Origin of the sequence: Micromonospora sp. NPDC047527 (genome assembly GCF_040643015.1) — a bacterium.
GTDB lineage: Bacteria > Actinomycetota > Actinomycetes > Mycobacteriales > Micromonosporaceae > Micromonospora.
Genome location: NZ_JBEYTK010000009.1, coordinates 25,124 through 38,643, shown reverse-complemented (window position 1 = coordinate 38,643; position 13,520 = coordinate 25,124). Strand labels below are relative to the sequence as shown.

Here is a 13,520-nt window from a genome sequence, read left to right as displayed (position 1 = left end):
GGCCGACGGCCCCTCCTGGCTCAGTTGGCCGGGTCAGGCGGTCAGGGCAGGGTCCACCTCTGGTTGGCCGCGCCGTTGCAGGTCCAGAGGTGCACGACGGTGCTGTCCGCCGAGTTGTTGCCGGAGACGTCGAGGCACTTGCCCGACGTGGGGTTGCGGAGACTGCCGTTGGTCTGGGCGGCCCAGTTCTGCGCGCCCGTGCCGTTGCAGGTCCAGAGCTGGATCTTGGTGCCATCGGCCGAGGCGCCGCCGGAGACGTCGAGGCACTTACCCAACGCCTTGATCGTCGAGTTCGGCGTCACCGTCCAGCTCTGCGCCGTACTGCCGTTGCAGGTGTAGAGCTGGATCTGCGTGCCGTCGGCGGTCGCCGCGTTGCGCACGTCCAGGCACTTGCCGGCCAGACCCTTGATCGGGCCGACGCCGGGGGTGCCGCTGCCACCGCCCTTGACGAGGGTGAAGTCGTCCACGTCGAAGAGCCCCGTGCCGCTGCCGCCGAACGTGAGATAGAGGTTCTGGGTGCCGGACGGCACGCCGGACAGCGCCGTGCTGACGTTGGCGAACGTCGTCCAACTGCCGGTGTTCGGCACCGCGACCGAGCCAAGTACCGGGCCGGTGGCCGAGCCGGTACGCACCTGGATGGTGCCGCCCGCGCCGCCGGACACGACCCGGGACGTGAACGAGGTGACGCCGGTCAGGTCGACGCCGTTGTACGCGGCCCAGTCGCCCGGGTCGATGTAGCCGATGGTCTGACCGCCGTTGGCGCCCGCCTTGGTGAACGCGGAGACCCCGTTGGCGGAGCTGAACGCCTCGGCCTGGACGGTGACGTTCCCGGGCGTCGGCGTGGTGCCCAACTCCTTGATCCGAATGTTGCGGAACGAGGCGTCGTCGCCGGTGCCGTGGTTTTGGATGCCGATGTGGCCGGCCAGCGACCGTACCGGATTGGTGTTGGTGAAGTCATTGATCTTCACCCCGTTGAGGAAGATCTGGAGCCGTTCGCCCTCGACCAGCAGCTCGTAGGTGTTCCACTCCCCCGGCGCGTTGAGCGCCGCGTCGCGGGCCGCGATGTCCGCGGACTTGAAGGTGTAGACCGATCCGGTGGTGCGGTCGGCCGCGTCGGTGGCGTCGATCTGGATCTCGTAACCGTTGTCCACCGCCGACCACGGGTCACCCGACGGCGGGAAGCCGATGAACACGCCAGAGTTGTCGTCGCCGGCGAGCTTCCAGTCCAGCTTCAACGAGTAGTTGGTGAACTGCTTGGCGTTGTACCAGTACAGCCCCATGCCGCCCACCGAGGTGAGGGTGGCGTCGGAGTTGGTGAAGTTACCCGGGCCGGCCTGCGACCAGCCGGTCGTCGAGCCGTTGTAGAGCGGGGTGTAGCCGGTCTCGGGCCGGCAGTCGGCCTTGCTCCGACCGGCCGCGTACCGGATGCCGCCGAGCAGGTGGTTGCGGAACGCGGGCTCGGCGTACGACGCCTGGGTGTGCCCACCGCCGGTGTAGAAGGACCGGCCGCCGCTGTAGCTCTTGCACCAGGAGTGCGGGTGGTCGGCGCCCATCCCGCCACCGGAGTACGACGACTCGTCCAGGGTGGCCAGCACGTGGGCGGTGGACCGGGCGTTGGTCCGGTAGTTGTACCACTCGTCGGTGCGGGTCCAGGTCTGCGGCAGGTGGCCCGTCGCCGCGTGCCCGCGATCCTCCACCTTGACGTTGGCCTGCTGGATGGCCGGGTGCGAGGCGAACCACGCGCCGACCAGGTTGCCGTAGAACGGCCAGTCGTACTCGGTGTCGGCGGCGGCGTGCACACCCACGTACCCACGGCCGGAGCCGATGTACGACTCGAAAGCCGTCTGCTGGCTGGCGTTGAGCACGTCGCCGGTGGTGTTGAGGAAGACGACCGCCTCGTACTGGGCGAGGTTGCCGGTGGTGAACGCGGCGGCGTCCTCGGTGGCGGTGACGGTGAAGTTGTTCGCCGCGCCCAGGTCACGGATGGTCTGGATGCCGACCGGGATCGCGTCGTGGCGGAAGCCGGCGGTCTTGGAGAACACCAGCACGTCGTACGGGGCGTCGGCGGCGCTGGCCGGGCTGGCCGGGGTGGTGCAGGCGATGACGGCGAGGACGGCGGTGGCCGCGCCGAGGACGGGTCGCAGGAGTCTCATGGCAGGGTCCACTTCTGGTTGGCGGCGGCGTTGCAGGTCCACAGGTGCACGGGGGTGCTGTCCGCGGAGTTGTTGCCGGAGACGTCGAGGCACTTGCCGGACGCCGGGTTGCGTACCGTGCCGTCGGCCTGGGCGGCCCAGTTCTGCGCGCCCGTGCCGTTGCAGGTCCAGAGCTGGATCTTGGTGCCGTCGGCGGTGGCGGCACCGGAGACGTCGAGGCACTTGCCCAACGCCTTGATCGTCGAGTTCGGCGTCACCGTCCAGGTCTGCGCCGCACTGCCGTTGCAGGTGTAGAGCTGGACCTGAGTGCCGTCGGCGGTCGCCGCGTTGCGCACGTCCAGGCACTTGCCGGCCAGACCCTTGACCGGGCCGACCCCGCCGGTGGACGGCGTCCCGGTGGTGAGAGTGAACGCGTCCACGTCGTAGAGCGCCCCGGTGCCCGTCCCCGCGAACGTCAGGTAGAGCGTGGTGGTGGCGGTCGGCGGGTTGGTGATCGCCCCGGTGACCGTGGTGAAGGTTTCCCAGCCGCCGGTCACCGGAACGGTGGCCGAGCCGAGGACCGTTCCCGTGGCCGAGCCTGCCCGGACCTGGAGGGTGCCGCCGGCGCCCGCCGAGGAGACCCGGGCGCTGAACGAGGTCACGTTGCCCAACCGGTACGGCTGGAACGCGATCCAGTCGCCGTTGTTGATGTCGCCGACGGTCTTGCCACCCTCGGCCGGGGTCTTGCTGAACACGTTGACGCCGGACGAGGTGCCGAAGAACTCGGCCTGCCGGTGTCGCGGCGGCAGCGTGTGCTGGGTGTGCGTGGTCAGACCACCGGCGTCGGTGTACTCGGCGTCGAAGATCGCGAAGATGTTCGCCGCGTCGTCGTGCTCACCGTCGACCGGGATCGTGATCGTGCCGGAGCAGCCGGTCGCCGAGGTGATCTGGTGCCCGTGCTGGTCGTGCCCGAGCACGTAGGTCATCTTGACCTTCGTGCAGTCGATCGTGCCGTCCTCCGGGTCGGTGACCGTGATGCTGTAGGGCACCGTGTCTCCGAAGCTGAACAGCTGACCGTTGCCGGGGTTGTTGATGGTCACCGTGGGCGCGGTGTTGCCCACGCTGATCTGCACGCTGCTGCTGCCGGTGGCACCCTGCGGGTCCCGTACCGTCAGGGTGGCGGTGTAGGTGCCGTTGGTGTTGTAGGTCTTCGTCGGGTTGGCCGCCGTGGAGGTGGTGCCGTCGCCGAAGGCCCACGAGTAGGTCAGCGCCCCACCCTCGGGGTCGGACGAGCCGGCCGAGGAGAACACCACCGTCAGCGGCGCCGCGCCGGAGGTCCTGTTCGCGCTGGCCGAGGCGGTGGGCGCCCGGTTGCCACCGCCTACGTAGTCGAAGCGGTAGAGCGCCGAGTTGGCGTCACCGTTGAAGTAGCCGGTGCCGTAGTCGAGCACGTAGTACGCGCCGTCCGGGCCGAACGCCGAGTCCATCACCTGCTTGCCGACCCACGGGAAGGTGTCGATGGTGCCCCGGGAGCCGTCGGCGTTGACGTGGATCGGCTTGATCCAGCCCCGGCCGAACTCGGTGGCGAAGAACTGCCCGTCGAACGACTGCGGGAACTTCGTGGTGGAGGTCGACGAGGCGTTGTAGCGGTAGACCGGGCCACCCATCGGCGACTCGGAGCCGCCGCCGAACTCGGTGGGGGTGCCGGCGTCGCCGGCGTACCGGATCCAGGCCGGTTGTGCGGGCGGCAGGGTGGCCAGGCCGGTGTTGCGGAACGAGTTGTTGGTCGGCCCGCCGGTGCAGTTGAACTTCGCCCCGGTGCTGTTGCTGGCGAAGTCCCACTCGTTGTACGTCTCGGTGGTGGTGTTGGTGCCGGTGCAGTACGGCCAGCCGTAGTTGCCCGGCGCGGCGACCCGGTTGAACTCCACCTGACCGGACGGCCCACGGGTGGAGCTGGTGGAGCCGGCGTCCGGCCCGTAGTCACCGACGTAGACGACGCCGGTGGCCTTGTCGACGCTGATCCGGAACGGGTTGCGGAACCCCATGGCGTAGATCTCCGGCCGGGTCCTGGCCGTGCCGGGCGCGAACAGGTTGCCCGACGGGATGGAGTACGTCCCGTTCGCGTTCACCTTGATCCGCAGGATCTTGCCGCGCAGGTCGTTGGTGTTGCCGGCGCTGCGCTGGGCGTCGTACCCCGGATTGCGGTTGGTCCGCTCGTCCAGCGGCGAGTAGCCGGCGGACTCGAACGGGTTGGTGTCGTCGCCGGTGGACAGGTAGAGGTTGCCGCTGGCGTCGAAGTCGATGTCACCGCCGACGTGGCAGCACAGGCCGCGATCGGCCGGCACGTCGAGCACGTCGACCTTGCTGGCCTGGTTGAGTGTGAAGTCGGCGTTGAGGGTGAACCGGGAGAGGCGGTTCACCCCCTGCCAGGCCGACCAGTTGGTGCCGGTGGCGGGCGCGTCGCCGGTGGGGGTGGACAGCGGCGGGGCGTAGTAGAGGAAGATCTGCCGGTTGCTGGCGAAGCCCGGGTCGACCCCGACGCCCTGCAACCCCTCCTCGTCGTGGGTGTAGACCGACAGGGTCCCGATCACGGTGGTGGTGCCGCCCGCGTCGGTGCGGCGCAGTGTGCCGTTGCGCGCGGTGTGCAGGACGGAGCGGTCCGGCAGCACGGCCAGCGACATCGGCTCGCCCATTTCGGCGACACCGCGGGCCAGCTCGACCTGCTGGAAGTCGGTGGCGTTGATCGTGTGCGCCTGGGCCGGGGTGGGGCCGCCGAGCGCGACGGTGCCGGCCGCGGCCACCAGGAGCAGTGCCGATCCGGCGGAGAACCATCGTCGGGACCGATGTGTGCGAGCGTTCTTCATAGACATCTGTGCCGTCCCTTCCTGACGAGTGACTGCCAGGCCGGGCGCGCGCCGTCGCGCCGGATGCCGTAGCGGTGGTGGTGGGGGTCGTGGGTTACCGCGCCGCCGGTTCACCTCGACGAAACAATGCCGTGTTGGGCACGACACTAAGTTGCAAGTGTCAATGTGTCCATAGCTTCCGGCGATCCACCATCAACTTTCGTCGATCTGATCAAAAGTTGACTGGTCAGGCCCGGCGATCGATCGCCTGCCCGGCCAGCGCGACAAGCGCGACCCGGGCCTCCTCGGTCAGCACCGCGCTGCGCAACGCGGCCAGCGCCGCCGCCGTCCGGACCCGGATCATCTGCTCGATCCGCTCCCGCGCACCCGTGGCCTCGATGATCTCGCGCAGCTCAGCCGCGCCGTCGGCGTCCAGGGAGGGGTTACCGAACAACTCCCGCAGTCGGGCGGTCTGCGACCGGTCGGCGGCGCTGCGCGCCAACGCCATCATCACCGTCGGCTTGCCCTCACGCAGGTCGTCCAGGACCGACTTGCCGGTGACCGCCGGGTCACCGAAGACACCGAGCACGTCGTCGCGCAACTGGAACGCGTCACCCAACGGGTCGCCGAACTCGCCCAGCGCGGCGATCAGCTCCGACCCCGCACCGGCCAGGGCCGCGCCGATCTGCAGCGGCCGGGTCACCGTGTACCGGGCCGCCTTCATCCGGATCACGGTGAGCGCGCTGGCCACCGAGCCGTCGCCCACCCCGGACACCAGATCCAGGTACTCCCCCGCGATCACCTCGGTCCGCATCAACGCGAACACGCCGTACCCCTGGTGCACCTGCTCGGTGTTCAGGCCGCACTCGTGGAACATCTGATCCGACCACGCCGCGCAGAGATCTCCGCAGAGCAGCGCGGTGTTGCGCCCGTACGCCTCGGGGTCGCCGCGCCACGACGAGCGGGCGTGCAGGTCCGCGAAGAGACGGTGCACCGACGGCTCCCCCCGGCGACGGTCACTGCCGTCCAGGATGTCGTCGTGGATCAGCGCGAACGCGTGGAACAGCTCCAGCGCCGCCGCGGCCACCACGATCGGGGTGCCGTCGGCCGCCCCCGCGCCACGCCAACCCCAGTAGCAGAAGAGCGGGCGCAGCCGTTTCCCGCCGGCCAGCACGAACCGTTGCAGCGCGGTGAACACCCCACGCGGTGCGCCGTCCGGCCATTCCAGGCCCTGCCGGTCGAGAAACGCGGCCAACTCCGCGTCGAAGCGCGCCCGCAGCCCACTCGCGTCGGTCGGGGTCACGGTTACCGTCACGACCCCTCCCCCGGCCGCTCCGCTGCCCCGTCGCCGGCGCTCAGCCCGGCGAGTTCCAACAGCAGCGCCTTGACCTCCGTGGCCTCGATCCGGTCCCGGGCGGGCGCCGGGTCGGAGCAGAGCAGCACCGGGGCGTCCGCCGGGTCGGTGGGCAGTCGGCCGTGTGAGCCGCGTACCGCCCGCGCGCCGGCGTCCAGGCCGACGGCGCTCATCAGGTAGCGCATGCCGAGCTTCTTACGGGCCAGGGCCACCCCGGCCCGACGCTTGGCCGCGAGCGGCGCGGCCGGGTCGAAGAACAGCTCCGCCGGGTCGTACCCGGGTTTGCGGTGGATCTCGACCAGCCGGGCGAAGTCCGGCGCACGAGCGTCGTCGAGCCAGTAGTAGTAGGTGAACCAGGAGTCCGGCTCGGCCACCAGCACCAGCTCACCGGCGCGCGGATGGTCCAGCCCGTGCGCGGCCTTGCCGTCGGCGTCGAGCACCTCGGCCACACCGGGCAGCCCGGCGCAGAGCTTCGCCACCGTGGGCACGTCGGCCGGGTCCCGGACGTAGACGTGCGCGACCTGGTGGTCGGCGACCGCGAACGCCCGCGACGTCCACGGGTCGAGGTACTCCATATCGGCCTGGGTGTGCACCCGCAGCAGCCCCTCGGCGCGCAGCAGCCGGTTGACGTCGACCGGCCGGGACACATCGGTGATGCCGTACTCCGACAGCACCACCACCGTGGCGTCGCGGTCGCGGGCGGCGTCCAGCAGTGGCCCGAGCACGGTGTCCAGCTCGGCCGCCGCGGCGGCGGCCTGGACCGACGACGGGCCGAAGCGTTGCAGGTCGTAGTCCAGGTGCGGGACGTAGACCAGGGTGAGGTCGGGTGACACGTCGGCGAGGATCTGCTCGGCCGCCTGGCAGATCCACCGCGACGAGGGCAGCCCGGCCGTCGGCCCCCAGTAGGTGAACAGCGGGAAGGTGCCCAGCCGCCCGGTCAGCGCGTCGTGCAGCTCCGGCGGGTCGGTGTAGCAGTCCGGTTCCTTGCGGCCGTCGGCGTAGTAGACGGGGCGTGGGGTGACCGTCCAGTCGACGTCCGCGCCCATCGCGTACCACCAGCAGACGTTGGCCACGGTGTAGCCCGGCTCGGCCCGGCGGGCCGCCTGCCAGAGCTTGTCCCCGCCGACCAGCGCGTTGTGCTGCCGCCACAGCAGCACCTCGCCCAGCTCCCGGAAATACCACCCGTTGCCGACGATGCCGTGCCCGCTGGGCGGTTCACCGGTGAGGAAGGTGGACTGCACCGAGCAGGTCACGGCGGGCAGCACGGTGCCCAGCTCGGCCCGGAAACCACCGTCGGCGACACCCCGCAGTCGAGGCATGTGGGCCAGTAGTCGGGGCGTCAACCCCACCACGTCGAGGACCACCAGTCGCCGGCTCATCGCGTCACTCCCATGCTCGCGGATCGCTCTGCGGTCAGGCCGAGGCCGACCAGTTCGTCCCGGGCGAAGGCCAGTTCCGCGGCGATGCCGACGGCCAGCTCCGCGTCGGTGCCGGGCCGCCGGGCCGCCGGCAGCACCCCCCAGGTGTACGTCTCGACGTCGAGGTGGTCGCAGCCGGCGGTCGGGCCGTCGAAGAGCGCTCTCAGGGCCGCGCGCAGCACCGGCAGGGTGGAGCCGAGCGGTTCCTCGGGTGGGGCGTGCAGGGGTACGTGGTAGTGCACCCGCCACGGGCCGGGCAGCGCCGCGTCCAGTGCCGCGTCGAGGTCGTCGGCGGCGTACGTCGGGTCGGCCGGGTCGGCCGCGCCCACGCAGCCGGCGCCCCGGGTCTGGTGCAGGAAGCGGGGCTCCACCCAGCGGCGCAGCGCCTCCGCGTCGCCGGCCGGGTCGGCGGCCTCGACGGCGGCGGAGACCTGCACCTTCACCACGGGCAGACCTGCCGAGCGCAGCCGGTCCAGCGCCGCCGCCGGCTCCTCCCACGCGCAGGCGAGGTGGGCGAGGTCCAGGCAGACGCCCAACCGCTCAGTGTCCATACCGGACAGTAGCGCGGCGGCCTGGCCGGTGCTCTCCACCACACAGCCCGGTTCGGGCTCGAAGCCGACCCGCACCTCGCGGCCGGTGTCCCGCTGCACGGCGGCCAGTCCGGCGGCGAGTTGGTCCAGCCGGCGTCGCGCGGCGTCGGCCCGTTCGGTGCCCCAGGGCTGCCGCCAGGCCAGCGGCAGGGTGGAGATCGAGCCCCGGGCGGCGTCGTCGGGCAGCAGGTCGGCGAGCACCCGGGCCAGATTCAGGGTGTACGTCAGCCGCTGCTCGGTGGTCCAGTCGGGGTAGTACACGTCGTGTTTGACCACCGGCGCCTGGAAGGCCGCGTACGGGAAGCCGTTGAGGGTGACCACCTCCAGCCCACGCGCGTCCAGTTCCGCGCGCAGCCGGCGGCGCAGCGCCGGGTCGGCGGCCAACTCGGCGGCGACCGGGGCGGCCAGCCACAGGCCGAGCCCGAGCAGGTCGCTGCCGAGCGCCGCGCGGACCGGCACGGCGTAGGTGTCCAGTTGACCGAGGATGCCGGCGAGATCCTCGGCGGGGTGCACGTTGGTGCAGTAGCCGAGGTGGACGGTGTCGCCGCCGGTGTGTCGCAGCCGCATCAGCTACCACCACGCAGGATCGAGTTGCCGGTCTGCGGGTCCACGGCAGCGGGGTCCTCCAGGTCGGTCAGGTCGAGCCGACCGGACTGCCCGTAGAACTCCACCGGGTTGCGCCACAGCACCCGGTCGACGTCGTCGTCGCCGAACCCGGCGGCCAGCATCGCCTCGCCGGTCGCCCGGGTCAGCAGCGGATCCGAGCGCCCCCAGTCGGCCGCCGAGTTGACCAGCATCCGTTCCGTGCCGTACTCCCGCAGCAGCTCGACCATCCGCAGCGGGGTCATCTTGGTGTCCGGGTAGATCGAGAAGCCCAGCCAGCAGCCGGTGTCCCGGACCAGCTTGACGGTCACCTCGTTGAGGTGGTCGACGACCACCCGACCCGGGTCGATGCCGGATTCGGCGACCACGGCGAGGGTCCGCTCGACGCCGCGCGCCTTGTCCCGGTGCGGGGTGTGCACCAGCGCCGGCAGGTCGTGCGCCACAGCGAGGGCGAGTTGCGCGGTGAACGCCTCGTCCTCCTCCGGCGTCATCGAGTCGTACCCGATCTCCCCGACCGCCACCACCGCGTCCTTGTCCAGGTAGCGGGGCAGTAGATCGAGCACCGGCCGGCAGCGCGGGTCGTTGGCCTCCTTGGGGTTCAACGCGATGGTGGCGTGGTGCCGCACCCCGAACTGCCCGGCCCGGAACGGCTCCCAACCGATCAGCGAGTCGAAGTAGTCGACGAACGAGGCGGCACTGGTGCGCGGTTGACCCATCCAGAACGCCGGCTCCACCACCGCGCGGACGCCGGCGGCGGCCATCCGTTCGTAGTCGTCCGTGGTACGCGAGGTCATGTGGATGTGGGGGTCGAAGATACGCATCACGCCTCCGTGGGGGTGGGCCGGTCGACGGTGCCGGTCCCGCCGCTGTGCGCGGTGAGCCGGTCGAGCAGGGCGGTGGCGTCGGCGGGCAACTCCCGGCCGGCGGCGTGCCGCTCGGCGGCGAGCGCGGCAAGCATCGCGGCGAGTTCCCCGTCGGCGCGGCTGTCCAGGTCGGCGACGACGGCCAGCGGCACCCCGCTGAACACGCACTTGAGCACCGCCTGCCGCCAGGCAGCCGGGTCGAGGTGCCGGGCGTACGGGCCGAGGGCCGCGGCGACCAGCCGGGTGTCGTTGGTGCGGATCGCGTCGTGCAGCAGCGGCACCCCCTCAGCGCCGATCGGCAGCAGTGGCAGGGCCCGCAGCACGGCCCGCCGCTCGGCCGCGTCGCCGTGCTGGTAGAGGGCGTCGGCGTAGGCCGCGTGCTCGCCGGGCAGGGCGGTGAGCAGCAGCACCCGGGCCGCGTCGTCGGCGGTCCAGCCGGGGGCGTCGGGCAGGTCGGCCCGGCCGCAACGCCGGCCGGCAGCCGGGAAGAGCCGGCTGATCGCCGTGGGCTCGGCCGCGACCCGGCGCAGCGCCGCCTCCAGCCATTCGGGATCGGGTACGCCCCGCAGCGCGGCCCGTAATGAATCCGGTGTCATCCCGTCTCCTCCCCTTGTGCTGCTCCCGGTGCCCCGCCAGCCTTTGCTCTGCACCTATATCTGCACCGGGGCCTCTTTGGCGGGTGTCGCCTTGGCGGGTGCAGAGCAAAGGGTGCGGGCAGGGTCGCAATCGGTAGCGGCGGCGGCGCGCAGGAATTCGATGGACCGGGCGGCCACGGCCGGCGCGGCGTGCGAGTCCCGGGGTAGCTCCACGGCCACCAGCCCGCCGTAGCCGGCCTGCGCCAGGGCGGCCAGCACCGGCGGGAAGTCGATCTCACCGGTGCCGAACTCCAGGTGCTCGTGCACGCCCCGGCGCATATCGTCGATCTGCACGTTGACCAGGTGCTCGGCCACCTCGGCGACGCACTGCGGCACCGGCCACGGCTCCAGGCAGCGGCAGTGTCCGATGTCGAGGGTGATGCCGAAGCGGGCCGGTGAGCCGAGCGCGGCGCGGAGGCGACGCCAGTCCGCGATGTCCTGCACCAGCATTCCGGGCTCCGGTTCGAAACCCAGGGTGATGCCGGCGGCGTCGGCGGCGTCGACGACGGTGGCGCACCCGGCGACCAGCCGGTCCCAGGCGCACTGCTGCGACACCGCCTCGGGGCGTACGCCGGCCCAGAAGGAGACCGCCTCCGCGCCGAGATCGGCACCGATCCGGACGGCCCGCCGCAGGAACTCGATCCGCTGGGTCGGGTCGTCGTGCAGCAGCGTCGGGGCGTGCTTGTGCCACGGGTCGAGCAGGTAACGGGCACCGGTCTCGATCACCAGCCCGAGGCCGAGCGCGCTCAGCCTCCGGCCGAGCGCGGCGACGCGGCGGGTCAGCCCCGGCGCGAACGGGTCGAGGTGGTCGTGGTCCAGGGTGAGCGCCACCCCGTCGTACCCGAGGTCGGCGATGACGGCGAGCGCGTCGTCGAGCCGGTGGTTGGCGAAGCCGTTCGTGCCGTACCCGAGGCGCAGGGTCGTCGCGTCGCTCGGTGGAGCGGGTCGGGCCTGGGGAACGGTCATGTCGGGGACACCTTCCGGGCCAACCGGCGACCCAGCGGCGCCGCCGCCGCGACGGCCAACCCGAGCAGACCGGCACCGCCGCGTGCGGTGAGCGCTCCCTGTAGGGCGGGCAGGCCGGTGATCCCGGCGCCAACGGCGGCGCGGACCTTCCCGGCCGACGGGTCCCGGACCACCTCGACCTGGGCCGCGCCGTAGCGGGCCGCGTACCACCCGGCCAGCACGGCGGGCAGCACGGCCGCGATCCCGGGCAACCCGGTCCGGCTCGCGCGCAAACCGGCCTGGTCGGCGGTCCGGTCCTGGTCGGGGGTTCGGGCCCGGTCGGCGGTTCGGGTGGCTGCGCGCCGGATGCCGGGACCGGCGACGGCGGCGCTGGCGGCGACCAGGGCGGTGCCGGCCAGCGTACGCATCGGAAGGGCGGCGTCGGCGCCGGTGACCTCCCGGCGGGACAGCGCGGTGACCGTCCAGGTGTGCGCGGCGACGGTCGCCGCCGCCGGCAACGCCCGGGTCACCCGGCCGCCGGACGCGCCGAGCAGCACGTCCAGCCCTCGGCAGGCGGCCATCACGGCGGGGCCGGCGGCCGTGTTCTTGGCCAGCAGGTCGTACCCCCAGATGGTGGCGGCCAGCGGCACGGCGAGCGCGGCGGCGCGGCGACCGCCCACGGCGGCGGCCAGGCCCACCCCGGCGGCGGTGAGGCCGGCGGCGAGACCGACCGCGGCGGCCGGGGTGACGCGGCCACTGGGGATCGGCCGCTCGGGCCGTTCGACGGCGTCCAGCCGCCGGTCCGCCCAGTCGTTGGCGGCCATGCCGGCCCAGTAGAGCAGCACCGACGCGCCGGCCAGGGCCGGGGTACGCGGGCTCAACGCGCCGGCCGCCGCCGCTCCGGCGACCACATCCCCGGGAACCGAGAGCGCGGCCGGCGCCCGGACCAGTTCGGCCAGATCAGCGAGCGTGGTCATGGGAACCGTCCAGGCCGGCGTGCAGTCGCTGCGTGAAGTCGGTCAGCCGGGCCCACTGCTCGGCCAGCGAGTGGGTGGGCGCACCGAGCGGATCCTTGAAGAAGAAGCCCAGATCGGCCAGCGGCCCGACGTGCCCGGCGGCGTGCGCGGCCGCGGTGAGCCGGGCCAGGTCGAGCACCAGCGGCGCGGCCAGCGCGGAGTCACAGCCGTGCCAGGTGAACTCCATCCGCATCCCGGTGCCGAGGAAACCGGCGAACGTGATCAGATCCCAGGCGGTCTTGAAGTCGCCCAACTCCTCGACGTACTCGATCCGGGTGCCGCCCTGCGGCAGGTAGCCCAGCGTCTCGCCGAGCACCCGCTGCTTGCTCTGCACCTTGGCCGCGTTGGCGGCCGGGTCGGCGAGGGTGGCGCCGTCGCCACCACCCAGCAGATTCATCCCAGACCAGGAGCGCACCGCCAGGTTTCGCATCGCGAACATCGGCGCGAGCACCGACTTGACAAGCGTCTCCCCGGTCTTGCCGTCGTGCCCGGCGTACGGCAGCCGGGCCTGCTCGGCCAGCGCGGTCAGCGCCGGCAGCCGCAGCCCGGTCGACGGGGTGAAGTCGACGTACGGGCAGCCGGCCAGCAGCGCTGCGTACCCGTAGAGGGAACTGGGTGGCAGCACGTCGTCCGGGCCGGCGACGGCGGCGCTCAGCGCGGCCGGGTCGGCGTGCCCGGGGTGCGGTGGGGGTGCCGGCTCGGTGGCCGAGACGTTGACCATCACCACCCGGTCCAGCCGGTGCCGCGCGCGGAAGTCGGTGAGGTCACGGACCACGGCGGCGACCCGGTCTGCCTGGGTGACGCCGGTCGGGGCCGGGCGCAGCTCCTGCTCGACGGCGGCCATCTCGTCGCCGAGCGCCGCGACCAACCGACCCGGTATCACGCCGCTCTCGGCCAGCGCCTCGGCGCGCTTGCACAGCGGCGTGGTCGCCAGGTCGTGCCCGCCGAAGACCAGGTCGGCGAAGGACGGCAGGGCGGGGCCGCGCAGCTCCGGCAGCTCGGTGACGCAGCCGGTGGGCCCGGCCAGGCCGGCCCGCAGCGCGAGCCCTCCGACGATGCTGGTGGTCGCGACCGAACCGCGCGCTCCTACCAGCCAGACACCTGTTCGCATGGTGCTCCTT

The 13,520-nt window shown here is 72.3% G+C and carries 10 protein-coding genes; all 10 read right to left on the bottom strand.

What is annotated here, in order from left to right:
• Positions 1-41: 41 nt before the first annotated feature.
• The 10 genes from ABZ808_RS26925 to ABZ808_RS26880 all read right to left on the bottom strand — a co-directional run bounded on the left by ABZ808_RS26925 (position 42) and on the right by ABZ808_RS26880 (position 13,510).
• Positions 42-2,153 carry a ThuA domain-containing protein gene (locus tag ABZ808_RS26925; protein ID WP_357011675.1) on the bottom strand — a complete coding sequence of 704 codons (2,112 nt, stop codon included), beginning with the start codon at positions 2,151-2,153 and terminating at the stop codon, positions 42-44.
• Positions 2,150-5,002 (bottom strand): PQQ-dependent sugar dehydrogenase, encoded by a 2,853-nt coding sequence (locus tag ABZ808_RS26920; RefSeq protein ID WP_357011673.1) that lies wholly within the window; start codon positions 5,000-5,002, stop codon positions 2,150-2,152. The genes ABZ808_RS26925 and ABZ808_RS26920 overlap by 4 nt, the downstream gene beginning before the upstream one ends.
• A gap of 220 nt (positions 5,003-5,222) precedes the next feature.
• Positions 5,223-6,290, bottom strand: coding sequence for a polyprenyl synthetase family protein (locus tag ABZ808_RS26915; RefSeq protein WP_357011671.1), 1,068 nt, complete (start codon positions 6,288-6,290; stop codon positions 5,223-5,225).
• Complete coding sequence (locus ABZ808_RS26910; RefSeq protein ID WP_357011669.1) at positions 6,287-7,708, bottom strand: nucleotide pyrophosphatase/phosphodiesterase family protein; 1,422 nt, start codon at positions 7,706-7,708, stop codon at positions 6,287-6,289. The genes ABZ808_RS26915 and ABZ808_RS26910 overlap by 4 nt, the downstream gene beginning before the upstream one ends.
• On the bottom strand, positions 7,705-8,904 hold the full coding sequence (eboE, locus tag ABZ808_RS26905) for a metabolite traffic protein EboE (RefSeq protein WP_357011667.1): 1,200 nt from the start codon (positions 8,902-8,904) through the stop codon (positions 7,705-7,707). Before eboE ends, ABZ808_RS26910 begins: the two co-directional genes overlap by 4 nt.
• A complete protein-coding gene (locus tag ABZ808_RS26900) occupies positions 8,904-9,761 on the bottom strand; it encodes a TatD family hydrolase (protein ID WP_357011665.1) in 858 nt (285 codons plus the stop codon). Before ABZ808_RS26900 ends, eboE begins: the two co-directional genes overlap by 1 nt.
• Entirely contained in the window at positions 9,761-10,399 is a 639-nt protein-coding gene (locus ABZ808_RS26895) for an EboA domain-containing protein (protein ID WP_357011663.1), read from the bottom strand. The genes ABZ808_RS26900 and ABZ808_RS26895 overlap by 1 nt, the downstream gene beginning before the upstream one ends.
• A gap of 54 nt (positions 10,400-10,453) precedes the next feature.
• Positions 10,454-11,404, bottom strand: a complete 951-nt coding sequence (locus ABZ808_RS26890) for a sugar phosphate isomerase/epimerase family protein (protein WP_357011661.1) — start codon at positions 11,402-11,404, stop codon at positions 10,454-10,456.
• Positions 11,401-12,360 carry an SCO3242 family prenyltransferase gene (locus ABZ808_RS26885; protein WP_357011659.1) on the bottom strand — a complete coding sequence of 320 codons (960 nt, stop codon included), beginning with the start codon at positions 12,358-12,360 and terminating at the stop codon, positions 11,401-11,403. The genes ABZ808_RS26890 and ABZ808_RS26885 overlap by 4 nt, the downstream gene beginning before the upstream one ends.
• Positions 12,344-13,510 carry an inositol-3-phosphate synthase gene (locus ABZ808_RS26880; protein WP_357011657.1) on the bottom strand — a complete coding sequence of 389 codons (1,167 nt, stop codon included), beginning with the start codon at positions 13,508-13,510 and terminating at the stop codon, positions 12,344-12,346. Before ABZ808_RS26880 ends, ABZ808_RS26885 begins: the two co-directional genes overlap by 17 nt.
• Positions 13,511-13,520: the final 10 nt, after the last annotated feature.

Coding starts and splice junctions, on each gene's coding strand:
- ABZ808_RS26895 (WP_357011663.1), bottom strand. CDS start 10,399: ATGACACCGGATTCATTACGGGCCGCGCTGCGGGGCGTACCCGATCCC.
- ABZ808_RS26885 (WP_357011659.1), bottom strand. CDS start 12,360: ATGACCACGCTCGCTGATCTGGCCGAACTGGTCCGGGCGCCGGCCGCG.
- ABZ808_RS26920 (WP_357011673.1), bottom strand. CDS start 5,002: ATGTCTATGAAGAACGCTCGCACACATCGGTCCCGACGATGGTTCTCC.
- ABZ808_RS26880 (WP_357011657.1), bottom strand. CDS start 13,510: ATGCGAACAGGTGTCTGGCTGGTAGGAGCGCGCGGTTCGGTCGCGACC.
- ABZ808_RS26890 (WP_357011661.1), bottom strand. CDS start 11,404: ATGACCGTTCCCCAGGCCCGACCCGCTCCACCGAGCGACGCGACGACC.
- eboE (WP_357011667.1), bottom strand. CDS start 8,904: ATGCGGCTGCGACACACCGGCGGCGACACCGTCCACCTCGGCTACTGC.
- ABZ808_RS26925 (WP_357011675.1), bottom strand. CDS start 2,153: ATGAGACTCCTGCGACCCGTCCTCGGCGCGGCCACCGCCGTCCTCGCC.
- ABZ808_RS26900 (WP_357011665.1), bottom strand. CDS start 9,761: ATGCGTATCTTCGACCCCCACATCCACATGACCTCGCGTACCACGGAC.
- ABZ808_RS26910 (WP_357011669.1), bottom strand. CDS start 7,708: ATGAGCCGGCGACTGGTGGTCCTCGACGTGGTGGGGTTGACGCCCCGA.